At 63.9% G+C, this 24,989-nt stretch carries 19 protein-coding genes, 1 tRNA gene and 2 pseudogenes; 12 read left to right on the top strand and 10 right to left on the bottom strand.

The features are described 5' to 3' along the window. Positions 1 to 131: 131 nt before the first annotated feature. Both AC5ZGW_RS35115 and AC5ZGW_RS35110 read right to left on the bottom strand, forming a co-directional pair. Positions 132 to 407: a YiaA/YiaB family inner membrane protein gene (locus AC5ZGW_RS35115; protein ID WP_130228438.1), complete on the bottom strand. Its 276-nt coding sequence runs from the start codon at positions 405 to 407 to the stop codon at positions 132 to 134. 42 nt (positions 408 to 449) lie between these two features. Next, a pseudogene (locus AC5ZGW_RS35110) lies at positions 450 to 572 on the bottom strand (PspA/IM30 family protein); the annotation flags it as partial. A gap of 170 nt (positions 573 to 742) precedes the next feature. On the opposite strand from AC5ZGW_RS35110, the gene AC5ZGW_RS35105 reads away from it, so the two are divergent. Together AC5ZGW_RS35105 and AC5ZGW_RS35100 are read left to right on the top strand one after the other, a co-directional pair. After that, positions 743 to 1,351, top strand: coding sequence for a TetR/AcrR family transcriptional regulator (locus AC5ZGW_RS35105; RefSeq protein ID WP_028168072.1), 609 nt, complete (start codon positions 743 to 745; stop codon positions 1,349 to 1,351). A 407-nt stretch (positions 1,352 to 1,758) separates the two neighbouring features. Continuing rightward, on the top strand, positions 1,759 to 2,241 hold the full coding sequence (locus AC5ZGW_RS35100; RefSeq protein ID WP_028168073.1) for a hypothetical protein: 483 nt from the start codon (positions 1,759 to 1,761) through the stop codon (positions 2,239 to 2,241). Between the two features lie 26 nt (positions 2,242 to 2,267). On the opposite strand, the gene AC5ZGW_RS35095 is transcribed toward AC5ZGW_RS35100, so the two are convergent. Further along, the gene (locus tag AC5ZGW_RS35095; RefSeq protein ID WP_130228437.1) at positions 2,268 to 3,134 is read right to left on the bottom strand and encodes an energy transducer TonB family protein; all 867 of its coding nucleotides are present in this window, start codon (positions 3,132 to 3,134) and stop codon (positions 2,268 to 2,270) included. Between the two features lie 416 nt (positions 3,135 to 3,550). Here AC5ZGW_RS35095 and AC5ZGW_RS35090 point away from each other — a divergent pair, with 416 nt between their 5' ends. After that, positions 3,551 to 3,841, top strand: a complete 291-nt coding sequence (locus AC5ZGW_RS35090) for a hypothetical protein (RefSeq protein ID WP_051397160.1) — start codon at positions 3,551 to 3,553, stop codon at positions 3,839 to 3,841. Between the two features lie 167 nt (positions 3,842 to 4,008). On the opposite strand, the gene AC5ZGW_RS35085 is transcribed toward AC5ZGW_RS35090, so the two are convergent. Continuing rightward, positions 4,009 to 4,083, bottom strand: a tRNA-Val gene (locus tag AC5ZGW_RS35085). 81 nt (positions 4,084 to 4,164) lie between these two features. Beyond that, positions 4,165 to 4,524: a cell cycle two-component system response regulator CpdR gene (gene cpdR, locus AC5ZGW_RS35080; RefSeq protein ID WP_027583737.1), complete on the bottom strand. Its 360-nt coding sequence runs from the start codon at positions 4,522 to 4,524 to the stop codon at positions 4,165 to 4,167. A gap of 310 nt (positions 4,525 to 4,834) precedes the next feature. Here cpdR and AC5ZGW_RS35075 point away from each other — a divergent pair, with 310 nt between their 5' ends. Then, positions 4,835 to 5,722: an N-formylglutamate amidohydrolase gene (locus tag AC5ZGW_RS35075; protein ID WP_028162967.1), complete on the top strand. Its 888-nt coding sequence runs from the start codon at positions 4,835 to 4,837 to the stop codon at positions 5,720 to 5,722. A 557-nt stretch (positions 5,723 to 6,279) separates the two neighbouring features. After that, positions 6,280 to 7,059 carry a histidinol-phosphatase gene (gene hisN / locus AC5ZGW_RS35070; protein WP_130228436.1) on the top strand — a complete coding sequence of 260 codons (780 nt, stop codon included), beginning with the start codon at positions 6,280 to 6,282 and terminating at the stop codon, positions 7,057 to 7,059. 12 nt (positions 7,060 to 7,071) lie between these two features. Here the strand turns inward: hisN and AC5ZGW_RS35065 are convergent, their stop codons facing one another. Further along, entirely contained in the window at positions 7,072 to 7,962 is an 891-nt protein-coding gene (locus AC5ZGW_RS35065) for a LysR substrate-binding domain-containing protein (protein WP_130228435.1), read from the bottom strand. Between the two features lie 89 nt (positions 7,963 to 8,051). Between AC5ZGW_RS35065 and AC5ZGW_RS35060 the strand changes: the two genes are divergently transcribed. Further along, positions 8,052 to 8,804, top strand: a complete 753-nt coding sequence (locus AC5ZGW_RS35060; RefSeq protein WP_130228434.1) for a sulfite exporter TauE/SafE family protein — start codon at positions 8,052 to 8,054, stop codon at positions 8,802 to 8,804. A 15-nt stretch (positions 8,805 to 8,819) separates the two neighbouring features. Here AC5ZGW_RS35060 and AC5ZGW_RS35055 read toward each other — a convergent pair whose 3' ends face one another. Further along, positions 8,820 to 9,455 carry a LysE family translocator gene (locus tag AC5ZGW_RS35055; RefSeq protein ID WP_130228441.1) on the bottom strand — a complete coding sequence of 212 codons (636 nt, stop codon included), beginning with the start codon at positions 9,453 to 9,455 and terminating at the stop codon, positions 8,820 to 8,822. Positions 9,456 to 9,694: 239 nt separating this feature from the next. Between AC5ZGW_RS35055 and AC5ZGW_RS35050 the strand changes: the two genes are divergently transcribed. Both AC5ZGW_RS35050 and AC5ZGW_RS35045 read left to right on the top strand, forming a co-directional pair. After that, positions 9,695 to 11,488, top strand: coding sequence for an adenylate/guanylate cyclase domain-containing protein (locus AC5ZGW_RS35050; RefSeq protein ID WP_130228433.1), 1,794 nt, complete (start codon positions 9,695 to 9,697; stop codon positions 11,486 to 11,488). A 122-nt stretch (positions 11,489 to 11,610) separates the two neighbouring features. Then, positions 11,611 to 11,937: pseudogene (locus AC5ZGW_RS35045) on the top strand (c-type cytochrome); the annotation flags it as partial. 17 nt (positions 11,938 to 11,954) lie between these two features. Here AC5ZGW_RS35045 and AC5ZGW_RS35040 read toward each other — a convergent pair. Further along, entirely contained in the window at positions 11,955 to 12,902 is a 948-nt protein-coding gene (locus AC5ZGW_RS35040) for an alpha/beta fold hydrolase (RefSeq protein WP_130228431.1), read from the bottom strand. Positions 12,903 to 13,120: 218 nt separating this feature from the next. Here AC5ZGW_RS35040 and AC5ZGW_RS35035 point away from each other — a divergent pair, with 218 nt between their 5' ends. After that, positions 13,121 to 13,591 (top strand): Hsp20 family protein, encoded by a 471-nt coding sequence (locus tag AC5ZGW_RS35035; protein WP_028162974.1) that lies wholly within the window; start codon positions 13,121 to 13,123, stop codon positions 13,589 to 13,591. Between the two features lie 194 nt (positions 13,592 to 13,785). On the opposite strand, the gene AC5ZGW_RS35030 is transcribed toward AC5ZGW_RS35035, so the two are convergent. Next, positions 13,786 to 14,496, bottom strand: a complete 711-nt coding sequence (locus AC5ZGW_RS35030) for a hypothetical protein (protein WP_130228430.1) — start codon at positions 14,494 to 14,496, stop codon at positions 13,786 to 13,788. A 456-nt stretch (positions 14,497 to 14,952) separates the two neighbouring features. Here AC5ZGW_RS35030 and gltB point away from each other — a divergent pair, with 456 nt between their 5' ends. Both gltB and AC5ZGW_RS35020 read left to right on the top strand, forming a co-directional pair. Further along, positions 14,953 to 19,686, top strand: coding sequence for a glutamate synthase large subunit (gene gltB / locus AC5ZGW_RS35025; RefSeq protein WP_130228429.1), 4,734 nt, complete (start codon positions 14,953 to 14,955; stop codon positions 19,684 to 19,686). Positions 19,687 to 19,868: 182 nt separating this feature from the next. Then, a complete protein-coding gene (locus tag AC5ZGW_RS35020) occupies positions 19,869 to 21,326 on the top strand; it encodes a glutamate synthase subunit beta (RefSeq protein ID WP_130228428.1) in 1,458 nt (485 codons plus the stop codon). Between the two features lie 153 nt (positions 21,327 to 21,479). On the opposite strand, the gene AC5ZGW_RS35015 is transcribed toward AC5ZGW_RS35020, so the two are convergent. Beyond that, complete coding sequence (locus tag AC5ZGW_RS35015) at positions 21,480 to 23,201, bottom strand: outer membrane beta-barrel protein (RefSeq protein ID WP_474419211.1); 1,722 nt, start codon at positions 23,199 to 23,201, stop codon at positions 21,480 to 21,482. 205 nt (positions 23,202 to 23,406) lie between these two features. Here AC5ZGW_RS35015 and AC5ZGW_RS35010 point away from each other — a divergent pair, with 205 nt between their 5' ends. Continuing rightward, positions 23,407 to 24,420 (top strand): KpsF/GutQ family sugar-phosphate isomerase, encoded by a 1,014-nt coding sequence (locus tag AC5ZGW_RS35010; RefSeq protein ID WP_130228427.1) that lies wholly within the window; start codon positions 23,407 to 23,409, stop codon positions 24,418 to 24,420. Positions 24,421 to 24,989: the final 569 nt, after the last annotated feature.

Here is a 24,989-nt window from a genome sequence, read left to right as displayed (position 1 = left end):
GCCAGGCGGCGCTCACGGTGAGAAGGTAAATGCTCCCTTGCGCGCCGTCATCGCTGCATCCTCGCGGCGAAAAGCGGCGGATGCCAGACATCCGCCGCCTCGCGAAGTTCGTTCCATCTCCGGCTGCCTGGTCAGGCCGCCTTGGACACTTCCATCAGGATCCGTTCGGCCTTGGCGTCCTCGATGCGGTTCACCAGCTTGCCGCCTTCATGGACGTCGCGGACCGTCTTGGTCAGGGTGACGCAGGTCTGTACCAGCATCACGATGCCCATGGTGAGATAGCCCTTCATCCAGAGATCGACGGGCAGGAAGAATATGCCGACGCCGACCAGGAAGGCGGAGCCGAGGAAGGAGGCATAGGTGAAGGTGACCCACGCATTGCTGTGGGGCTGGACGTTCTGGTTCATGGCAATCTCTCCTTAAATGAACAATGTTGAGGACTTGAAGGTTCAGGCAGTAGCTGCGCGCCCGGCTTTGAGCCGTGCGAGCACGTCGTCGGCAGTCGATTTCATGCGGGGACCAAAGCCCAGCTCGGCGAGCTTCTCAGCGGTGGCGAGCGGTCCGCTGGTCGAGGATGAGGAGGGCCGAGCGATCCTGCAGCTCCTCCTCCGCCGCGGCCACGGTGCCGCGGAAAAGCGTGAAAATGGTTTTGAACATTTGCCAGCTCCCTGTTATGAGCATCGCTCACATCATCTTTGCGGTTCAATAATTTCTTGAGCAACGCTCAAAATGTGATTGACAAATGTCCAAGGCCCTGGAACGACGAGCCAAAAACCGCGAGCGGCTGATCGAGGCAGCAGAGCGGTCGATCGCCGCCAGCGGATTGGCCGGCCTGAAGACGCGCGATCTCGCCAGCGAACTCGGCATCGCCAATGGCGCGGTCTACAATCTGGTCGAGGACGTCGACGAGCTGATCCTGCGGATAGGATCGCGCACACTAGCGCGGCTCGACGCGGCCCTCACCGCGGCGGAGCGGGACGGTCCGGCGGATCCCACCGACACGTTGGTCCGCATCGCGGTCGGCTATTGCGATTTCGCCGCCGACAATCTCGAGCTATGGCGCGCGTTGTTCGAGCACCGGATGGCGCCGGGCAAGCCGGTCCCGGACTGGGCGATCTCCGAGCAGATGGACCTGTTTGGCCACATCTACCGCCCGCTCGCCGCGCTCTTTCCCGCGCGCTCACCGCGAGAGCTGAGCGTCACGGCCCGCAGCCTGTTCTCCGCCGTCCACGGCATGGTCGCGCTGGGGCTGGAGCACAAGCTGATCGCAGTGCCCATCGAAGCCTTGCGCAGCGAAGTCGCCACCATCGTCCGCGCGATGGTCGAGGGATTGAAGGCAGCGAATTTGTAGGGTGAGCAAAGGCGCAGCGACGTGCCCACCCTCTCGCCCCTCATGGTGAGGAGCGCGCAGCGCGTCTCGAACCATGAGGCCCCGCCGGTGGCCTCGCCCTTCGAGACGGTCGCTACGCGACCTCCTCAGGGTGAGGAGAAAGATTGGAATACGCAGCATGTGCAGGGTGGGCAAAGGCGCGCCTGCGACGTGCCCATCATCAAGTACTCCGCTCGCAACGGTGGCGCGCTTCGCTTTGCCAGTCCCACAACTCCGGGCCCGCTGTCTCCACGTCGTCCCGGGCTTGACCTGGGGCCCATAACCACAGGAAGTAGTTTTGCGAAGATGACTATGACCGAATCCTATCGAGACATCACGCGGCATGGCCCCGCCTTCGCGGGGACGACACGCGGAGGAGGCAGGGAACGATGCGCGTTGGACCATTGGCGGCTCTCACTCTCTTTCTTTCGATCAGCGGCGCGAGCGCGGCTCCAGCTACCTCCGCTTCAGGATCGGCGGCACTGGCGCTCGCCGCCGTGGTCGCCCAATACTCGCCGATCGCCGCCGCGCCCAAGCGCACCGTCGCTTCCTTCTTCAAGGGCGACACCAATTTTCCCTATGGCGGAAAGATCTCCGTCACCGCCGATAACATCGTCTGCCGCACCAGCAATGTCGACATCACGTCGCGCTCCTGCGAGATCACCTTCAAGATCGCCAAGCGCGCGCTGAAAGGCCGCGACGCCAACGAATTGTTTGCAACCATGCTGATGGCGGGCATCCCCGCCGAAGGCGCCGCCGGATCGAACATCGCGGGCCTGTCGAAGCTGACCTGCACGATCGATCCCAAGGTGATCAAGCAAAAGGCCGGCGGCGGCGCCGACTGCACTTTCGAGCCGGGCAATCAGCCGTAGACCGCCGGTGACTACGGCAATCGTTCTCAGGATGGATCGAAGGCCAGTTGGATCTGGACGTTGAGGCGATCCGGAAGTTCGGCTGGGATGGATGGAAGAGGCTGCGCCCTCTTGATGGTCTCGATCGCCTCGGTATCGAGCAGTATCTGGCCGGAGCTTGTTTTCACCCAAACGCCCAGGAGGCGCCCTTTTCGGTCGATCGAGAAGAACGTTTCGACCGTGCCCTGTAGCCTATTGTGGGCCGCCGCGGGATATCGCTGAAATCTTGCAATGTGCTTGAGCAGGCTTTGTTGAAACTTCAGCAGGGCATTATTCGGCACCACATTCGCCACGGTCGAACGACGTGAGATGCTGGGGATGCTGGGACTGGCTTCAACAGGCAGGGACGCGCGGTCGGGCGACTTGATCACAACCTCATCCTTCGCCTGATCATCCGGCTGTTCGGCTTCAGGATTCGAATGGGCGACATTCGCCGTCGTCGCCTGCGAAGTCGAATCGACTGGAATCGGTGTCTCCTCGCGTTGAGGAACCAGGCGCACCTGTATTGTAGATGTCGGTCCTTGATCGACCGACGATGCGGCTGGGTGCTGTACCTTGATCCAATAGACGCCGCCGGCAAACAACAGCACCGCCAGAGCCGGGATGATGACGAGACGCGCCACTTCTGCGTTGGACCAAGCCGTCGGATCTCCTGCAGTGAGCGCGGCCTTTATCCGGTCCGTCTCCCTTGGGGGCAACGGATCATCTGAACCGTCCATCTTCATATGGCGGGCGCTTTCGCCGGGATAGGCGTGAGCTTCGCGATGCCGCGAACGCCGGCGATCGGAACGCCACGGACAGACCACCCATCGAACTGCGGTACAAACATCTCTGGAAAAGGCCAGTCCGGTCATCTGAGGCGCGCCAAGCCCCTCAGCCAAGCATGATGGCCATCTCTCTATATAGGATTTGTGACATGCCGCTAAAACGGACTGGCGCCGGAAACCGAAACATGCCTCCGACCGCCTGCATGGCGCGGTTCCGCGCCCTGAAACCGATATCCCCGAGGCCCGCCGTGAATCGGCGAGAGTCGCAGCGCAAACAAGCCCAACCTTTGGCGCGCTCGTCAGTGCACTTTGTGCCAGAGCGAAGGTAGAAAGTGTCAGGCGACCCGCGGACGTGCGGTTTGTGCCATCTCGCTCGCGCTTTCTTCGCGTCGACCGTTAACCATAGGAACACGAGCGCATGCGTTAGGACAGCCGCACTGATGGAAAGTTGCAGCGTTCCCAGATTTCAATTGCGGATATTTTATCAATTGGAGCGTCCGGTCATGATTGAACGTCGTGCCCTAGAACGTGTTCAGTTGAACCAGTTCGCATTGCTTTCGTTTAGCGGGATTTCGGGGGTTCATCCCTGCCTGGTGAGAAATCTCCACATGCGCGGTGCTGGTTTGTACTCGAATTCATTTCACTTCTTTGCCAACGACTTCCTCATGTCGTTTGACGGCTTCAAGTCGAGCACGCACTGCCACGTCGTGTGGAGACGCGGCTACGAATGCGGCGTCGTGTTTCCTTCAGGGTATCTCCACAGCGAGCTCGAGATCTTGTCAGCGCAGGTGTGACGACGGCTTATCCCAGGAAGACGCGCTGGCCTGCTCCGCATGGCTGCGCCACGCGTAGCCCTCAAGGAAGGAAGAAGTGGCTTGCCGAGCCGTAGCTCGCGGACGCAAACCCGCCTGCGCCCGTGGGGCTTCGGGCGGCAGCCTTCTCTCGCTTCGCGAGCGAAGGCTGGTGGGCGCGACAGGGATCGAACCTGTGACCCCTACCATGTCAAGGTAGTGCTCTCCCGCTGAGCTACGCGCCCGAAAAATCGGCTGGGTCGGGTCCCTATAACGGACCCCAAGCGGGCAGGCAAGGACGCTTGAAGGCGAATCTTGGCTGCCGATCAGGCCGCCAGCATCTTGTTCACTTCGCTGACCAATTCGCGCAGGTGCACGGGCTTGGCCAGCACCTTGGCGTTCTTGGGCGCCTCCGAATCGGAGTTCAGGGCGACGGCGGCGAATCCGGTGATGAACATGATCTTGATGTCGGGGTCGAGTTCCGAGGCGCGGCGGGCGAGCTCGATGCCGTCCATCTCCGGCATCACGATGTCGGTCAGCAGCATCTCGAACGGCTCCTCGCGCAGCCTCTGATAGGCCGACATACCGTTATCGTGCGGGGAAACCTGGAATCCGGCGTTTTCGAGCGCCTTGACCAGGAAGCGGCGCATATCGTTGTCGTCTTCGGCGAGGAGGATCTTGGGCATGGCGTTGATTTCGTCGAATCCCGGCTTGGGAGGATCGGTCCGCACACTAAGCCCGATAGGCGGTAAATTTCGAGTGAAAGATGAGCCGGCGCGGCCGACCGGATGCTTAACTTAGTTGTGGACCGGAACGCCGCGCGAATCAATCGCGTCGGGCGTTACCCGCTCTTAAGAGACATTCCAGCCCGGCTCACGATTTTTTTCGCTTGGCAGAAGGGTCGTGATTACCGACAATGCCCCCACATAAATCCTCCGTTTTTCCGGCAAAATCGTGCTGGAAGCCCCAGCGGAATTGAAGGGACGGCGCCGGACGATGAGCAGGCCTGACGGTGAATTGCCGCCTCCGTTCGAGATCGTCGAACCCGTCAATTGGCGGGCGCCGATCATCTTCAACTCGCCGCATTCGGGCTCGGTCTATCCGGCCGAATTCCTCAACGCTTCCAGGATCGATCTGACGTCGCTCAGGCGCTCGGAAGACTCCTTCATGGACGAGTTGATCGAAGGCTTGAGCGCGCGTGGCTTTCCCGTCGTGCGGGTGCATTTCCCGCGCTCCTATGTCGACGTGAACCGCGAGCCCTATGAGCTCGATCCGCGCATGTTCACGGGCCGGCTTCCGAGCTTTGCCAATACGCGCTCGATGCGGGTCGCTGGCGGGCTTGGCACGATCCCGCGCGTCGTCGGCGACGGCCAGGAGATTTATCGCGAGCGGCTCAATGTCGATGAGGCGCTGTCGCGGATCGAGGCGCTCTACAAACCCTATCACCGGGCGCTGCGCCGGCTGATCAACAAGGCGCACCAGGCGTTCGGAACCGTTGTTGTGGTCGACTGCCACTCGATGCCGTCGATCGGGGTGTCGCGGGACGAGCCGCGCCGGCCCGACATCGTCATCGGCGACCGCTACGGCACAAGCTGCGCGCCGCTGCTTCCCGACGTGGTCGAAGACGTCATGAGCGGGCTCGGCTATTCGATCGGCCGCAACAAGCCCTATGCCGGCGGCTTCATCACCGAGCACTACGGCAACCCGGCGAGCGGGCTGCATACCGTTCAGCTCGAGCTCAACCGCGCGGTCTACATGGATGAACGCCGGCGCGAGCGCGGGCCGCGCTTTGCGCAGTTGGCCGCCGATTTCGCAACCTTGGCGGAGGCGCTGGCGGAAGTCCCGCTCGGCGACCTCGGTCCGTTCCAGGCGGCAGCGGAGTAGGATCCATCGTCATTCCGGGGCGCGCGAGCGCGAACCCGGAATCCATCTCACTACCATACCTGCGGCCCGATGGATTCCGGGTTCGTCCTTCGGACGCCCCGGAATGACAGCAAGAACCCCAAAAGAAAAAAGGGCCGCTTGAACGAACAAGCGGCCCAAGTCTAGGGAGGAAACGCCCAAGGAGGGCAGCGATAGCGCGAGGCGCTACCGCACCGCAACAATATGCGGCCGCGCCGCACAAAACGCAAGCGGTTTTAGATTCATTTCCCATGCATTATCCGCAGGGCTTGCAGACCCGCAACACAGGGCCAAAGTCGATTTTTGTCGTTTTCTTTCAATATTTTTCGTCAAGAAATGAACAGTTAATTCTACTCTTCAATCGCAGCCTCCCGATTTCGTGACTGCACCTAGTACCAAAACTCATAGCGGGATGCGGCGCCCCTCTCGCGTTCAAAAATGCTGGCGACAAACCTCCTCAATGTCGGTGCGGATTATCCCGGATTGAGCTAGGCAGTAGCACTGAGTTGCCAGTTCGCTTCTCGCTTTAAGGAACAGCCGTGCCGGTCATTGATTTCACTGCCTTCATCGGCCGCCTCGCGACCGCCGCCGGCGAAACCATCCTGCCGTTCTTCCGCACCTCGCTCTCAGTCGACAATAAGAGCGCTAGCGATTTCGATCCGGTGACCGAAGCCGACCGCGCAGCAGAAGCGGTGATGCGGCGGTTGATCAAGGCCAATTTCCCCCAGCACGGCATCGTTGGCGAGGAATTCGGCAATGAGCGCGAGGACGGCGAATATGTCTGGGTGCTCGATCCGATCGACGGCACCAAGTCGTTCATCGGCGGCTTCCCGATCTGGGGCACGCTGATCGCACTGCTGCACAAGGGCACGCCGGTGTTCGGGATGATGCATCAGCCCTACATCGGCGAGCGGTTCTCCGGCGACAATGGTTCAGCTCATTACTCCGGCCCGTCCGGCGAACGGCGGCTTTCGGTCAGGCGCTGCGCATCGCTGAAGGAGGCGACGGCCTACACCACGAGTCCGCTGTTGATGAACGCCACCGACCGGGCATGCTTTGGACGGATCGAGAGCGCCGCCAGGCTCACGCGCTATGGCGGAGACTGCTACTCCTACTGCATGCTGGCTGCCGGCCATCTCGATCTCGTGGTCGAGACCGAGCTCAAGCCGTATGACATCGCAGGCCTGATTCCGATCGTCACCGGCGCCGGCGGCATCGTCACCACCTGGGAAGGCAAGCCAGCGCAAAGCGGCGGCCGCATCATCGCCGCGGGCGACCCGCGGGTGCACGAGGCGGCGATGAAGCTGCTCAACGGTTGAGCAAGCCCCCCGTCACGATGCGGCCTTGCGCAGATAGTCGACAAGCAGCTTCGCCGGGCGCGGCAATGCCTTGAAGCTGCGCGCGCAGATCGTGAGTTTGCGGTCGGCCCAGGAGTCGCGCAGCCGGATCGACGCGATCGGCATCGACCGGGCGCAGCGCCGGGCGGCCGTCTCCGGGATCACGGCGATGCCGACATCGGCCGCGACCATCTGGCAGATCGCGTCGAAATCGCGCAGGCGCGCCCGGAACCGCAGACGGGCCCCTAACCGGGCCGCGTGCTTGGCGATGTGGGCCTGCAGCGCGGTCGAGGCGGTCAGCCCGACGAAGTCATAGCCGGTCACGTCCTGGAAATCGATCTGGCGGCGGCCTGCGAGATCGCTGCGGCGCGAGGCCACCAGCGTCAGGCGATCCTCGCTGAACAGGAAGCGCTCGACGCTTTCGGGCAACGCATGCTCGGCGGCGAAGCCGAGATCCGCAGCACCGGTCGCGATCGCAGCCGCGATGTCGGCGCTCTCGCGTTCCTCGACGTCGACATTGATGTCGGGATGCTCGCGCAGGAAGGCGGCGAGCGCCCGCGGCAGATGTTCCGACAGGCCCGACGTGTTGGCGAGCAGCAGCACGCTCGCCCTAACGCCGCTGGCATAGGCGGCAAGGTCGCCGCGCAGCGCTTCGACATTGTGGATCACGATCCGCGCATGATCGAGCAGGCTTTCGCCGGCGGCGGTCAACTCGACACCGCGGCGGCCGCGCTTGAGCAGCGAGACGCCAAGCGCAGCCTCGAGCCCCTTGATCCGTTCGCTCGCGGACGCAAGTGCCAGATGAACGCGGGAAGCGCCATTGGTGATGCTGCGCGTCTCCGCCACCGCAATGAAGAGCTGCAGATCAACCAGGTCGAAACGCATACCGGGCTCCGTCTATCTTCGGCAAAGCCGAAGGCATTCTCCGTAATCTCCAGATTGTGCCGCTTGCGGCGATCGGTCAATGTGCCCCCATGTTCGACTCGATGCTGATTCTGATCGCCTTCGCCTTCCTGCTTGCCGGTTTCGTCAAGGGAACGCTGGGGCTTGGCCTGCCTACGGTTTCCATGGGACTGCTGGCCGTGACGATGCCGCCCGCGCAGGCGATCTCGATCGTGATCGTGCCGGCGATCGTCACCAACATTTGGCAGACCTTCGTCGGCCCTTATCTGCGCGACATCCTCAAGCGGCTATGGCCTCTGATGCTCGGCACCGTGGTCGGCATCTGGCTGAATAGCGGGCTGCTGACCGGGCCTTATGCGCCCTATGGCACCGTCGTTCTTGGTCTCCTGCTCATCATCTATGCGGTCGTGGGCCTCAGCCGCTTCAGCTTCAAGGTCGCCCGCCGCGACGAGAAATGGATCGGCGGCATCGTCGGCGTCGTGACCGGGGTGATCTCGGCGGCGACCGGCGTGCAGGTGATTCCGTCGATGCCATTCATGCAGGCGATCGGCATGGAGAAGGACGAGCTGGTGCAGGCGCTCGGCCTGTTCTTCACCACCGCAACCGTCGCCCTCGCCTTCAATCTCACCGCCGCCGGCGTATTGACCGCCGCGACCGCGCTGCCCGGGGCGGTGGCGATGGTGGCGTCCTTCGTTGGCATGTTCGTCGGGCAGGCGGTGCGGTCACGGCTGCAGCCGGAGGCGTTCCGCCGCTGGTTCCTGATCGCGATGATCCTGCTCGGGTTCTACCTCGCAGCCAGCGCGCTCGTGAAGATCCACGGCTAAGCCTCGAGGATTTCTCTAGCGCGCCTCCAGCATCGCCACCCGGAAGCCGAGATAGACGAACAGCCCGCCGAGCGTGCGGTTGATCCAGGCGATCACGCCGCTGGAGCGGCGGATCCGCATCGCCGCCCGCGCCGCAAAGGCCGCCACGCCGAAACACCACAGCGTGCCGTTGAAGACGAAGATCGCGCCGAGCAGCAGGAAGGCCGCGGTCTTGTGTGGCGAATCAGCCGCCACGAACTGCGGCAGGAAGGCGAGGAAGAACAGCGCCACCTTCGGATTGAGCGCATTGGTGAGCGCGCCCTGCCAGAACACCCGTCGCAGCGTCGGCGCCTCACCCTGAAGGGTGACATCCGCGATCACGCGCTGGCGTGACAACAGCATCTGGACGCCCGTGAACAGGAGATAGGCTGCGCCGACCCATTTGAGGGCGGTAAAGGCCAGTGAGGACGTCATCAGCAGCGCCGAAAGCCCAATCGCCGCGCCGAAGACATGAAAAAGGCAGCCACAGCTTATGCCGAGCGCGGCCGCCGCTCCGCCACGCCATCCGAGTTGCATGCTCCTGCCGATGATATAGGCGGTGTCCGGCCCCGGCGTCACGTTAAGCAGCAGCCCCGACAAGATGAAAAGCCATAGTTCGTGAATTCCGAGCATCGTCGTCATCTCTCACGCGGGCGTTGGCCAACGAACAAGGACAGCCGCTCCACATTATTCCACGACATAAAAATCATGCAGCTAACATTTCCGGCGCCGTCCGCTGCCAATTCCGGAACGTTTGCATTACTATGATCTCAGGATCGGGCTTCCGCCAGGTACATCTTGTTTTATAAGGGTTGGAACGGTCGGCCGCGCACGCGGCGGTCACTGGCCGATTCCGGAGCACAGATACGGTTATGGAGAGACGGCTAGCTGCCATAGTCTGCGCCGATGTCGCCGGCTACTCGCGGATGATGGGCGCCGACGAGGCGGGCACGCATGCCGCCTTCAAAGCCCATCGGACCGCGATCCATCCGATCATCCTCAATCATGGCGGCCGTATTCTGAAGAACACCGGCGACGGCTTCCTGCTCGAATTTCCGAGCATCGTCGGAGCGCTGGAGGCCGCCATCGAGATGCAGATGCTGATGGCGGAGCGCAATAACCAGCTTCCCGCCGACCGTGTCATGCAGTTCCGGATGGGCATTCACATGGGCGATGTGATGGCCGACGAGGACGAATTGTTCGGCGATGACGTCAACATCGCCGTCCGGCTCGAGACGGTTTCCCCGCCGGGCGGCTTGGCCGCCTCGGCCAAGGCCTATCACGAAGCCGGCAGGCACCTCAAAGCCACCTTGGTCAACACCGGCAGTCATCGTTTCAAGAATATCGCGGACCCCGTGGAGGTCTTCACCTGGGAGCCGGGCGGCCCGGAGGCGCCTGGGCGCCAGGTGCGGGATTCGTCGGGCCTGCCAGGGCAGTCGCGGACCGCGATCGTCGGCGTGCTTCCCTTCGCCAATTTGAGCGACTCCAGCGACGAGTATTTTTCCGACGGATTGACCGAAGACCTGATCCACGCGCTTTCGCTGCAGTCCTTCTATCGGGTGCTGAGCCGCAACTCGACATTCTCCTTCAAGGGCAAGAATGTGAGCACCCGCCTGATCGCCCGCGAGATCGACGCGACCTACCTGATCCAGGGCTCGGTGCGGCGTGCCGGCAGCAAGATCCGCGTGACCGCCGAGCTGATCGCGCCCGAGAACGGCGAGCAACTGTGGACCGGCCGCTATGACCGCGACATGGGCGATCTGTTCGCGATGCAGGACGAGATCACGACCAGTCTCTCCGCGGCGATCGCAACGGAGATATTCCGCGCGGAGGCTTCCGCACCTGCCCGCGTTTCCAACGATGTCACGGCGTGGGATCGCTTCCTGAAGGGCCTTTCCCACTATTACCGGCACACCAAGGAAGATTACGAGGCTTCCATTGCGCTATTCAAGGAAGCGATCGCGCTCGACCCGACGCTTTCGATCGCGCACGCCTATCTCGCCACCATCCAGGTGCAGAGCATTCAGTTTGGCTGGATCAAGCGCACGCGCGAATTGTGGACCTCGATCGTGAGCCTTGCGGAGGCCAGCGTTCGGCTCGACCCGCGCTCGTCCTTTGCCTTTCAGATCCTGTCCTATGTGCGTTCGGTGGAGGGACACTACGAGGCGGCCCTGGATGCGGCGAACCGCGCCGTGGCGCTCAACCCATACGACATGGGCGCGCGCGGCGTGCTTGGATATGTTCACCTCGTGAGCGGTGAGCATCGCCAGGCCATCGAACTGTTTTCGATGGGGGCGCAGCGCGGCAACAGCGACCCACGTTACCAATGGGCAGCCTTGAACGCGTTCAGCCACTACCTCCTGGGACAATACGACGCGACCCTGTCCTGGGCGCGCGAGCAGCTCTACATCAATCCGAACCATATGCCGGCACTGGCGATCCGTGCCGCCGCGCTGGCTCAGCTGGGGCGGACCAAGGAGGCGGCGGACGCGACCGGCGTTCTGATGTCCAACTATCCGACTTTCACCGTCGATCGACATTTGAAGAACTTCCATTGGAAGCAGCCGGCCGATATCCAACACTATCGTGAGGGGCTCCTGAAAGCCGGCGTACCGCTCGCCCGCCTGACCCTTGTCGAAACCCGAAGGCTTGCCGCCGAGTCGTGAACGAGCGCGCAGCCGAGCGCAGCGCCCTCCGGTCATTCACCCACTTTGAGGGATTCAGGCAAACCTCGCCACACGCTGTAGTCGTGTAACACCCCGCCACCGCGCTTCGGTGGTTTGACCGCGCCACGGCACCCTATCTGCACAACGGCTCCGTCGCCTCGCTCGAATGGCTGCTCCGACCCGCCGCCGAGCGTCCAAAAAAGTTCTGCATGGGCGCGCGTGATTTCGACCCGGAGCATGTCGGCTTGGACGTGAAGAGCGACGAGACGTCGTGCAGGAATGGCCAGACGCTGTTCTCGGCGACCGATCGCGACGGAAAAGAGATCCACGGCAACAGCGTGAGCGGCCGCTCGTTCGAGGGAGCCGCACCGTATCCGAAGGGCATCGTCGGCCGCGCGCTCGACAAGAATGAGCGCGAAGCCCTGATCGAATATCTGAAGACCTTGTAGCCGATCGAGGAAATATTCTACCCGAACAGCGGCGTGCCCGGCACGAAGGCGTCGAACGCCGCCCAGAACTGCGCGCGGTAGCGGTCCTGCTCTTGCAGGATCTCGTGCTTGGAGCCGGCGATCACGAGATGCGAGCCGGCGCGCAAGTGATAGGCGAACTCCTCGATGGCAGGCGTCGACACCACGGTGTCGTTGCTCGCCGCCAGCATCAGGATCGGCTGGCGGATCTGCGAGGGATAGTAATATTCGCGGAACGTACGCATCGCCTTGAAGGCGGTGTCGGCCCAGGCGACCGTTGGCGCACCGAGGCCGAGCGTTGCGTCTTCTTCCAGGATCGCCGCGTTGCGCGCAAAGCGGACGGGATCGCTGGTGAGGGGATTGTTGATGAAGGGCGAAAGCCCGACCAGATCGTCGCTGCCGCCCGGAACGTAGCGTCCGCCCTGGCCGGCAAGCCGCATGATCCGCAACAGCGCGGATGGTACAAATGAGGTGCGGCGTCCCGGCAGGTCGATCATCGGTGCCGACAGCACCATGCGATCGAACCAGCGTTTTCCCGCATGCGCGATGCGCAACATCACGGCCCCGCCCATCGAATGCGCCAGCGCAAAATAGGGCGGCGGACAATCCGGCAGCACCACCTGCTGCACGAAGGTTTCGACGTCGATCTCGTAATCGGCAAAGCTGCGCACATAGCCTTTGCGTGGATCGCGCAACTGCCGCGAGGAATGGCCCTGCCCGCGCCAATCGATCATCGCCACCGCAAAGCCGCGGTCGCGCAGATCGCGCACGGTCTCGAAATATTTCTCGATCATCTCGCTGCGGCCGGTGAACACGCAGACTGTCCCCTTGCGGCCCGGCGGCGGCGCCCATCGCGCAAAGCGCAATTCAGCGCCATCAGGCGTCTTGATGGTGCCGCTGACGACGTCTTCCGGAACCGGATTGGCTGGAATGGAGACGAGCGTCATGAAGGGGAACCGCTAGGTGAGAGACGGCGGGAATCAAGGGCGTGAGCGCCAAAAAGCGACGATATTTCCGCCTCTTGAACGCCTGATGGCCCCACCCATATCACCTTCGTGCAGGCCGCTACCAGTGTTTCGGAACCGGAACGTCAGGCTGCACACAGACTAAAGCCCGGCCCGATGGCGGGCGGGTAATCGAATCAGTCGCTCATTGGAGGACTATCATGCGTACCTACGATCTGACCCCGTTCTATCGTTCCACCGTCGGCTTCGACCGCTTTTTCAACCTGCTCGATCAGGCGACTTCGGACGGCAGCCCCGGCTATCCCCCCTACAACATCGAGCGCACCGGCGAGAACGCCTACCGCATCAGCGTTGCGGTTTCCGGCTTCTCCGAGGCTGAGCTTTCCATCGTCGCGAAGGAAAACACGCTGACGATCAAGGGCGAGAAGACCGCCAACGAGAATGGCAAGGACAATACCAACGTTCTCTATCGCGGCATCGCCTCTCGGGCCTTTGAGCGCGCGTTCCAGCTCGCCGACTTCGTACAGGTGAAGAGCGCTTCGCTTGAGAACGGCCTGCTCCACGTCGACCTCATTCGCGAGATTCCCGAGGCCAAGAAACCGCGCAGCATTCCGATCACGACCGGCTCCGCCGCGCCGCAGGTCGCCGACGGCTCCAAGGCCGCCGCCTAATCGCGGCAGCAGCTTCGGCAGATATTGGCCGAACGCAAAACGCCCCGGGAAACCGGGGCGTTTTTGTTTTTCTCGGTCATTCCGGGATGCGCCGTCAGGCGCAGGCCCGGAATCCATTTGGCCACGGGTGTCGGCGGCGAAATGGATTCCGGGTTCGATGCTCATGCATCGCCCCGGAATGACAGGAACGTTTGCTACTCCAAGCCCTGCACCTGCGGCATTTCCTGGGTCGGCAGAATGGTCGGCGCGGCGGGAGCAGCCGGCTTGACCTGGCCGACGGTCGGGGCGGCAGCCGGTGGAATGGCCTGCTGGGTCTCCGCGGGCTTCTGCTGCACGGCGGCTGATTGCTGGGCCGGTTCCGGCGCGCGCTTCGCGGTCAGCGGGTTCGGCCTGGGCTTCGGCACGGTCCGGCTCGCCACATGCGGAATGGGGGCCGGCGGCCGCGGCACGCTGCTGCGAACAGGGGTTGCCGGCGGCAACGGCCCGGCAGCGCCATAGGCGCCGCTCAGATCGCCTCGATAATCGTCATCCATCCCGTCGGCCGGAATGAATCGGATGATGCGCCGGCTGCGCGCATCGATGATCAGCCTGCCGTCACTGCCGCCGGGCTCGATGACCGCGATCGTGTAGACCAGCCCGTGCTGCCGCGGGATGCCGAGCGGCAGGAACCCGTTTTCGCGCAGCACGGCGTAGACTTCGATCGGCGGCAGCAGCCCCGGTTCGTAGGCTGGCCCATAGCGCGGCGCCGGCACCTCCGGCGGCATCACCGCATAGGGGCCGTCGAAGTCGGACACGGTCACGACCAGCGGATTTTCGACGTGATTGGGCGCCAGCACCTGCGCATTGGCGGTCGGGGCCGCAAGAACGAGGCCCGCAGACAAGACCCATCCCGTAAACAGCTTCATCACCGGTAGCTCCTGTAAGACGCTGGGCGTGGAGCATTTTTGCCCTCTGGCGCCCGCGGGAAACTTCAGCGGCAATTCCGGCGGTCCTTGGGCCGGATCACGGCGCGTTTGCTTCAAATCGGGGGCGGCCCTCCCGTCGCGCACCGCGCAAAACTACATGCGGACGAGGACTCTCATGCGCTTGTGTGATAGAAAAAAATTTGGCAAGGTCGGAGTTAGGACAGTATAGCTGTCTTAATCGCGGAGCAATTCCCGGCATAGGGATTGCAACGGAAACTCGGCCCTTCGGGCTCCGAGAATGCTGCGGGCAAGGCCGTTCCTCAGGGACGTTGAACGCTCCTCGCCTGATTTAAGACATTGCGGCTCGCGGAGGACGAGCGGTGGCCCCAGTGGGTGCCGCAACGCCCAAGGTGCGCCAACGACCGTGAGGCCCTTTAGCCTTATTTGAGAGGAAACATGAGCGGGTCGGAATTCGAGCGCGAAACCATCGTGACAGAGACGTTGTCGGCGGCCGCAGCCTCGAAAGCGGACGAACCGGCGCGCGAACACGATTGGCGTCCCAAAGCCGAAGGCATGTACGACCCGAGCCTGGAGAAGGATGCCTGCGGCGTCGGCTTCATCGCCAACATCAAGGGCAAACCCTCGCACCAGATTGTCTCCGACGCGCTGAACATTCTTTGCAACCTTGAGCACCGCGGCGCGGTCGGCGCCGATCCGCGCGCCGGTGACGGCGCCGGCATCCTGGTGCAGATCCCGCACGCTTTCTTCGCGCGCAAGGCGGCCGAGCTTGGCTTCAAGCTGCCGCAGCCGGGCGACTATGCAATCGGTGCGCTGTTCCTGCCGCGCGATGCCGCCTGGCGCAACGTCATCAAGAGCATCATCGCCGACGAGATCAAGAACGAGGGCTTCAAGCTGCTCGGCTGGCGCGACGTGCCGACCGACAACTCCTCCCTCGGCGTCACCGTGAAGCCGACCGAGCCCTATCACCTGCAGGTATTCATCGGCCGCAACGGCGTCGGCAAGACCGAGGACGAGTTCGAGCGCCGGCTCTACATCCTGCGCAAGTCGATCTCGCAGGCGATCTATCAGCGCCGCGATCGCGGCATGGCCGGCTACTACCCGGTCTCGTTCTCGTGCCGCACCGTGATCTACAAGGGCATGTTCCTGGCCGATCAGCTCGGCAAGTATTATCCGGACCTGCACGAGGACGATTTCGCGAGCGCGCTGGCGCTGGTGCACCAGCGCTTCTCGACCAACACCTTCCCGGCCTGGTCGCTGGCGCATCCCTATCGCATGATCGCGCATAACGGCGAGATCAACACGCTGCGCGGCAACGTCAACTGGATGGCGGCGCGGCAGGCCTCCGTGCATTCGGAGCTCTACGGCAAAGACATCAGCCGCCTCTGGCCGATCTCCTACGAAGGCCAAAGCGACACCGCCTGCTTCGACAATGCGCTCGAATTCCTGGTGCAGGGCGGCTACTCGCTGCCGCACGCGGTGATGATGATGATTCCGGAAGCGTGGGCCGGCAATCCCTTGATGGATGAAGAGCGCCGCGCCTTCTACGAATATCATGCCGCGATGATGGAGCCGTGGGACGGCCCCGCCGCGATCGCGTTCACCGACGGCCGCAAGATCGGCGCCACGCTCGATCGCAACGGCCTGCGGCCGGCGCGCTATCTGGTGACAAAAGACGACCGCATCGTGATGGCGTCCGAGATGGGCGTGCTGAAGATCCCGGAGGACCAGATCGTCACCAAGTGGCGGCTGCAGCCGGGCAAGATGCTGCTCGTCGATCTCGAGCAGGGCCGGCTCATTCCCGACGACGAGATCAAGGCCGATCTGGCCAAGAGCCATCCCTATCGCGACTGGCTGGCCCGCACCCAGATGCAGCTCGAAGAACTGCCTGACGCGCCGACCAAGAGCGTGCGTTCGAACCTGCCGCTGCTCGATCGCCAGCAGGCATTCGGCTATTCGCAGGAAGACATCAACATCCTGATGACGCCGATGGCAGCAACCGGCGAGGAAGCCGCGGGCTCGATGGGCAACGACACGCCGATCTCGGCGCTGTCGGACAAGGCGAAGCCGCTGTTCACCTACTTCAAGCAGAACTTCGCGCAGGTGACGAACCCGCCGATCGACCCGATCCGCGAGGAGCTGGTGATGAGCCTCGTCTCGATCATCGGGCCGCGGCCGAACCTGTTCGACCTGCAGGGGCTCGCCTCCACCAAGCGCCTCGAAGTGCGCCAGCCGATCCTGACCGACGCGGATCTGGAGAAGATCCGCTCGATCTCCGATGTTGCCGAGACGCATTTCAAGTCGCGCACGCTGGACACCACCTTCCACGCCGGCTTCGGCGCGGCCGGCATGGAGCAGGTGCTGGATGAGCTCTGCGCGCGCGCCGAGGGCGCGGTGCGCGAAGGCATCAACATCATCATCCTGTCCGACCGCATGACCGGCACCGACCGGATCCCGATCCCCGCGCTGCTCGCCTGCGCCGCCGTGCATCATCATTTGATCCGCACCGGCTTGCGTACGTCGGTCGGCCTCGTGGTCGAATCCGGAGAGCCGCGCGAAGTGCACCATTTCGCCTGTCTCGCCGGCTACGGCGCGGAGGCGATCAATCCCTACCTCGCATTCGAGACCATCATCGCGATGAAGGACCGCCTGCCGGGCGGGCTCGACGACAAGGAGATCGTCAAGCGCTACATCAAGTCGATCGGCAAGGGCTTGCTCAAGGTGATGTCCAAGATGGGCATTTCGACCTACCAGTCCTATTGCGGCGCGCAGATCTTCGACGCCGTCGGGCTGAAGGCCGATTTCGTCGGCAAGTATTTTGCCGGCACCCACACCCGCATCGAAGGCGTGGGGCTGGGTGAGATCGCCGAGGAAACCGCGCGTCGGCATGCCGATGCGTTCGGCGACGCCCAGGTCTACAAGACCGCGCTCGATGTCGGCGGCGAGTACGCTTACCGCACCCGCGGCGAGGATCACGCCTGGACCGCCGAGTCGGTCTCGACGCTGCAGCACGCCGTGCGCGGCAACTCGCTCGAGCGTTATCGCGCATTTGCCAAGATCCTGAACGAGCAGCAGGAGCGGCTGCTGACGCTGCGCGGCCTGTTCCGGATCAAGACCGCGGCAGAAGAAAAGCGCAAGCCGGTGAAGCTCGAGGAGGTCGAACCGGCCAAGGAGATCGTCAAGCGCTTCTCCACGGGCGCGATGTCGTTCGGCTCGATCTCACGCGAGGCGCACACCACGCTCGCGATCGCGATGAACCGGATCGGCGGCAAGTCCAACACCGGCGAAGGCGGCGAGGAATCCGATCGCTTCAAGCCGCTGCCGAACGGCGATTCCATGCGCTCGGCGATCAAGCAGGTCGCCTCGGGCCGCTTCGGCGTGACGACGGAATATCTCGTCAATTCCGACATGATGCAGATCAAGATGGCGCAGGGCGCCAAGCCCGGCGAAGGCGGCCAGTTGCCCGGCCACAAGGTCGACGCGACGATCGCCCGCGTTCGCCATTCGACGCCCGGCGTCGGCCTGATCTCGCCGCCGCCGCACCACGACATCTATTCGATCGAGGATCTGGCGCAGCTCATCTACGACCTGAAGAACGTCAATCCGGACGGCGCCGTGTCGGTCAAGCTCGTCTCCGAGATCGGCGTCGGCACGGTTGCCGCCGGTGTCGCGAAGGCGCGTGCCGACCATGTGACGATCGCGGGCTTCGAGGGCGGCACCGGTGCCTCGCCCCTCACCTCGATCAAGCATGCCGGCAGCCCGTGGGAGATCGGGCTCGCCGAAACTCACCAGACGCTGGTGCGCGAGCGGCTGCGCAGCCGCATCTCGGTGCAGGTCGACGGCGGCTTCCGCACCGGGCGTGATGTCGTGATCGGCGCGCTGCTCGGGGCCGACGAGTTCGGCTTCGCCACGGCGCCCTTGATCGCTGCCGGCTGCATCATGATGCGCAAGTGCCATCTCAACACCTGCCCGGTCGGCGTCGCGACCCAGGACCCGGTCCTGCGCAAGCGCTTCACCGGCCAGCCCGAGCACGTGATCAACTACTTCTTCTTCGTCGCCGAGGAAGTGCGCGAGATCATGGCGACGCTCGGCTACAGGACATTCGACGAGATGGTCGGCCAGACCCAGATGCTCGACCAGACCTCGCTGGTGGCGCATTGGAAGGCCAAGGGCCTCGATTTCTCGCGGCTGTTCGTGCGGCAGAAGGAGGAGAAGGGCCAGAAGATATACCGTTCGGAGGCCCAGAACCATCATCTGGAAGCCGTGCTCGACCGTCGCCTGATCGAGAAGGCCCGCGCCGCGCTCGACCGTGGCGCGCCTGTCAGGATCGAGGAGGAGATCAACAACACCGACCGCTCCGCCGGCGCGATGCTGTCGGGCCAGGTGGCGAAGATCTACGGCCATGAAGGCCTGCCGCTCGATACCATCCATGTCAGCCTCAAGGGTACCGCGGGCCAGGCATTCGGCGCGTGGCTTGCCAAGGGCGTCACCTTCGAGCTCGAAGGTGAAGGCAACGACTATGTCGGCAAGGGCCTTTCTGGTGGACGCCTCATCGTCAAGCCGCCGAAGAATTCCGGCATCGTGCCGGAGGAGTCGATCATCGTCGGCAACACCGTGATGTACGGCGCGATCGAGGGCGAATGCTACTTCCGCGGCATCGCCGGCGAACGCTTCGCCGTGCGCAATTCCGGCGCGGTCGCGGTCGTCGAGGGCGCCGGCGATCATTGCTGCGAATACATGACCGGCGGCATCGTCGTCGTGCTCGGCAAGACCGGCCGGAACTTCGCAGCCGGCATGTCCGGCGGTATCGCCTATGTCCTGGACGAAGCCGGCGACTTCCCGAAACTGTGCAACCTTTCGATGGTCGAGCTGGAACCGGTGCTGTCGGAAGAGATGATCAACGCCGCCACCTATCACCATGCCGGCGATCTCGAGGCGCATGGCCGGGTCGACGTGTTCCAGAACCTGCTTGATTCCGATGTCGAACGGCTCCATGTGCTGGTCACGCGGCACGCTAAGCTGACCGGCTCGAAGAAGGCCGCCGAGATCCTGGCGGACTGGAAGGCGTGGCTGCCGAAATTCCGCAAGGTGATGCCGGTCGAGTACCGTCGCGCACTGAAGGAAATGAAGGCGAACGCCGACGCCGAGCCGAAAATCGCGATCGGAGCGTAGTCACAAGACCCTCATGGTGAGGAGGCGCGAAGCGCCGTCTCGAACCATGAGGCCAGGATACCGGCCTTCATCCTTCGAGACGCGGCGCGAGCGCCGGTCCTCAGGATGAGGGTCTAACGGGGCGCGTGACGCGAGCCCGGATGACGAAACAAGACGAACCAGGTGCAGGGGCCTCAGGCTTAATGGGAAAGATCACAGGTTTCCTCGAGATCGAGCGGCACGACCGCAAGTACACGCCGGTCACCGAGCGGCTGAAGCATTTCCACGAGTTCGTCATTCCGCTCAGCGAGAAGGACCTCCGCGATCAGGCCGCGCGCTGCATGAACTGCGGCATTCCCTACTGCCACGGCACCGGCTCGGTCGCGCCGGGCACACCCGGCTGCCCGGTCAACAACCAGATCCCCGACTGGAACGACCTCGTCTATCAGGGCAATTGGGAAGAAGCCTCGCGCAACCTGCATTCGACCAACAACTTCCCCGAATTCACCGGCCGCATCTGTCCGGCGCCGTGCGAGGCGTCCTGCACGCTCAACATCGACGACAACCCCGTCACCATCAAGACCATCGAATGCGCGATCGTCGACCGCGCCTGGGACAATGGCTGGCTGAAGCCGGAAGTCCCGGCCGAGAAGACCGGCAAGAAGGTCGCGGTGATCGGCGCGGGGCCGGCGGGCATGGCCTGCGCGCAGCAGCTCGCGCGCGCCGGGCACGACGTGCATGTCTATGAGAAGTATGCCAAGGCCGGCGGACTGCTGCGTTACGGCATTCCCGACTTCAAGATGGAGAAGGGCATCATCGATCGCCGCGTCACGCAAATGGAGGCCGAAGGCGTCACCTTCCATTACGGCGCCCAAGTCGGAGGCGATGCACCCGGCGCGATCGATCCGAGCGATCTGCAGAGCCAGTACGACGCGATCGCGCTGACCGGCGGTGCGGAAGCCCCGCGCGACCTCCCCATCCCCGGCCGCGATCTCGACGGCATCCATTTCGCGATGGACTTCCTGCCGCAGCAGAACCGCCGCGTCTCCGGCGAGCCGCTCAACGGCGTGACCGAGATCCTGGCCAAGGACAAGCATGTGGTGGTGATCGGCGGCGGCGACACCGGCTCCGACTGCATCGGCACCTCGCTGCGCCAGGGCGCCAAGTCCGTGACCCAGCTCGAGATCATGGCGGCGCCGCCGGAGCGCGAGAACAAGGGCGTGACCTGGCCGAACTGGCCGTTGAAGATGCGGATCTCGTCGAGCCAGGCCGAAGGCGCGATCCGGGAATACGCCGTGCTGACCCAGAAGTTCGAGGGCACTGGCGGCAAGGTGAAGAAGCTGCACTGCATCAAGGTCGACGACAAGTTCAAGCCGCTGCCCGGCACCGAGTTCGAGCTCGACGCCGAGCTCGTGCTGCTGGCGATGGGCTTCGTGCATCCCGTGCACGACGGCCTGTTGAAGCAGCTCGCGGTCGACCTCGACCAGCGCGGCAACGTCCGCGCCAACACGAGCGACTACCAGTCCTCATTGCCCAACGTCTTCTCCGCCGGCGACATGCGCCGCGGCCAGTCGCTGGTGGTCTGGGCCATCCGCGAAGGCCGCCTCTGCGCCCGCGCGATCGACACCTTCCTGATGGGCAAGACGGACCTGCCGCGATAGTGCGCCGCGCCGGCACCACTCTCAACTGTCGTCACCCGCGAAGGCGGGTGACCCAGTATTCCATCAGCGTCGGAGCATAAGCCGAGAAGCTTCCGCGTACTGGATGCCCCGCCTGCGCGGGCATGACGGAGAGTGAGGCACCCGCTTTCTCCCTCAATTCTGCACCCTGACCCCGAGCAGCATGACCGTCGACTGCGAGCTCGATCCCGGCGAGCTCGAGTCCAATATGTCGTGGCGGACGGTGCCCTTGATCCAGAGGCTGCGGGTCATCTTGTAGATGAGGTCGCCTGACAGCGAGTAGATCTTGTCCAGGCGGTTGTCGCCCTGGTAGTCGAGCGTGCCGTAGGTGAACCTGCCGATCGCGGTCAGCCAGCGGCGGAAGTCGTGATCGACCTCGACGGTGTAGGTGCGCGCCAGCACGCCTGATGTGCCGGGCAGCGTGGTCTCGGCGAGCTGGGTGTCGGAATAGAATTTGGCCGTCGTCAGCGGCGTCGCGGTCCAGGTCAGCGATGCCGTGGTGAGCAGGCCATCCAGCCGGTTCAGCCGCGGATCCTGATAGTTGCGGGCGGCGTAGCCGATCGAGACTTCGCCGAACAACAGCCGCGAGAACTCGAAGGACGAGCCGGCCTTCGCATAGCCGCCCACGGAATCCCGCGCGAAGCCCGAGCGGTCGAGCCGCAGATCATGGACGCGGCTGTCGCCTTGGATTTCCACGAACGGCTTGACCGCAGGGTTCACTTCGTAGCTGACGCGCGCGACGCCGCCGTACTGGCTGAAGTTGCGGTCATCGTTCGAGTCCAACGAGCCGTCGGTGAGCCTGGACCATTGGTAATCGGTGCGGTCGACGGTGGCTCCTGCGGAGACCTGCAGGCGATTGAAATTCTGGTCGACGCCGAAGGTGCCGCCGACCGTGGTGTAGATCGGGTACCTGGCGAGACCCGCCGGCACGTTCGGACTGCCGGGGATGTCGGTGGAGACGAGCAGCCGCGCCTGCCCCATCAGCCTTGTGTCACGGGTGACGTCGAGCCGCCCATCGATATGGCCGATGAAGTTGGGGCGATCGATATCGAGCGGCGCGGAGAGCGCTGTGCCATCGGCGTTCGGCGTCAGGTTTTGGGTGTAGCCGGTGAAGGAGCCGCGCAGGTCCGCGACCAGCGCGTGGCGCTCCCAGTTGGACACCGCCAGGAATTCCGGGGCGATCACGTAGGTCGGCGAGCCCTGTGGCACCGACAGCCGGCCGGGATTGGTTTCATAGCCGGCGCTGAGTTCGACCGCGGACTTGATCAGGAAGCTGCCGGCATAATCGCCGACCGCGCCGAACGGATCATCGTCGACCTTAAGCCGCTTGCGCGGCGGCTGGCCCACCACATTGCCGGCCATCGCCGGCGGCACCGGCGGCTTGTTGGCCGTCTCCGACGGCGGGATCGACAGGCGCAATTGTCCGGCCAGAGTCCTCGGCGGTGGCGCGGGCGGCGGCGTGCCGGGGCCGGGCGGCCGTTTCGGCCTCGCCTGCGCCGGATAATATTTCGGCTGCTGGCGTTTGCGGTTGAGCGAGTCATAGCCTGACGTCGAGGCGCCGTTCGCAGCCGGCAGGCCGTAAGACGGCACCTGGCCAATGCGTGACGGCGCGCGGCCATCGCGATCCCGGTCACGCAATCGTGGATCGTTGAGCGGATCGGCCAGCTCGGCCGCGGTCCTGCGCAGGGGCGAATCAGGCGGCGCCACCTGGGTCGTGCGCGACGGGCTGAACAAATCGGGCGTGACCGTCTGGGCCTGCGCGAAGGGGCCGCTCACCGCGAGCGCGGTAAGGCACACGACAGGCGCGCGCAAATAGCGCGCGCGCCCAGCCCGGCCCCTTGCTCGCCCTCGTCCCACGATAGAATACCTCAACAAATTCCTTGACTTACACGGCAAACGCGGAACGGGGCCGAGAACGTCCTTAATGGAGTTAAAACAATTATGGTTAATGGCTCGTTGAGAGCGGCTGGCTGCGTCGCCTGCCGCCGCCGGCCGTGCTAAGGGAGACGGCTCTGGGCGCACCGCCCCTCCTCCCTGGAAACAGACCCTCTGGTAAAGAGATATGGCCAAGCCCAAACCGCTGATGCCGAAATCGTCGGACACCGAGCCCGCTGACGCCGCCGTACAATCGGCGCTGCGGACGCTGGAGGCGGAAGCCAGCGGTGTCGCCGCGATCGACGCCGCGCTCCGCTCCGACCTCGGGGCGCCCTTTGCCGCGGCGGCGGAGATGATCCGCAACGCCAAGGGACGGCTGATCGTCACCGGGCTCGGCAAATCAGGTCACATCGGCCGCAAGGTCGCGGCGACCTTTGCCTCCACCGGCACGCCGGCGTTCTTCGTCCATGCCGCCGAAGCGAGCCATGGCGATCTCGGCATGATCACCGCCGACGACGTCATCCTGGCGCTGTCATGGTCCGGCGAGCAGCCGGAGATGAAGAACCTGATCTCTTACGCCGCGCGCTTCGGCATTCCCGTGATCGCGATAACAGCGGAAAAGGGTTCGAGCCTGAGCAAGGCCGCCGATATCGCGCTGACGCTGCCGAAGGCGCGCGAGGCCTGCCCGCATAATCTGGCGCCGACCACCTCCTCGCTGATGATGCTCGCGCTCGGCGATGCGCTGGCGATTGCGCTGCTGGAAGGCCGCGGCTTCACCTCAACCGATTTCAGCGTGCTGCATCCCGGCGGCAAGCTGGGGGCGATGCTGAAATATACCCGCGACCTCATGCATGCTGGCGAGGCTGTGCCGCTGAAGCCGCTCGGCACCAGGATGTCGGACGCGCTGGTCGAGATGACCTCGAAGGGTTTTGGCTGTGTCGGCATCGTCGACCGCCGCAGCCATCTCGTCGGCATCGTCACCGACGGCGACCTCCGCCGCCATATGCGCTCCGACCTGATGACCGCCGTCGTCGACGACGTCATGACCAAGAATCCGAAAACCATCGGCCGCGACACGCTGGCCGGCGAGGCGCTGGAATTGCTGAACGCATCGAAGGTCACCGCGCTGATCGTCGTCGACGCCGGCAAGCCGGTCGGCATCGTGCATTTCCACGACCTCCTGCGCGCGGGCGTGGCGTAGGCTCGCCGCGCTAGACCCTCATGGTGAGGAGCGCGGAACGCGCGTCTCCGGACGATGCCTCGCATCGCCTTGAGAACCATGAGGCCCCGCCGGTGGCCTCCCCTTCGAGACGACCGCTATGCGGTCTCCTCAGGGGTGAGGAGATAGGCACGAGTGCGCCGCTCTTTCTCTCCCGTCATTGCGAACTCCGCTCGCAATGACGAGTGGTAAGTTCTGCTTCAACTGTCAAACAGCCTCTCCGCTGTCATCTTCCGGCTTGACCGGACGATCCAGTATTCCAGAGACGGCGGTGCTTGAGCCGAGAGGCCGCCGGATGCTGGATGCCCCGCCTTCGCGGGGCATGACGATGGAGTGTGGGATGTGCGTTCGCATTCTCGCGGTGCGTTACGCCCGAGTTTTGCGTCTCGTTTCACCCTCCTCGAGATCAGAGGGCGCAGGGAAAGCCGGGTGCCGGTTGCACCCATGGGTCCCGTGCAACAAAAAGCACGGGGGAGTTCTGTGCGTCAAGTTCAGCAAAATTGATCATGGGGTCCGGCCAAGCCATCCCCTCGGAGCCGCCGTCGCTCGCT

The organism is Bradyrhizobium sp. Crot121 (genome assembly GCF_059512385.1).
Note: the sequence above shows the minus strand (reverse complement) of the source record. Positions and strands in the feature narration are given on the sequence as shown.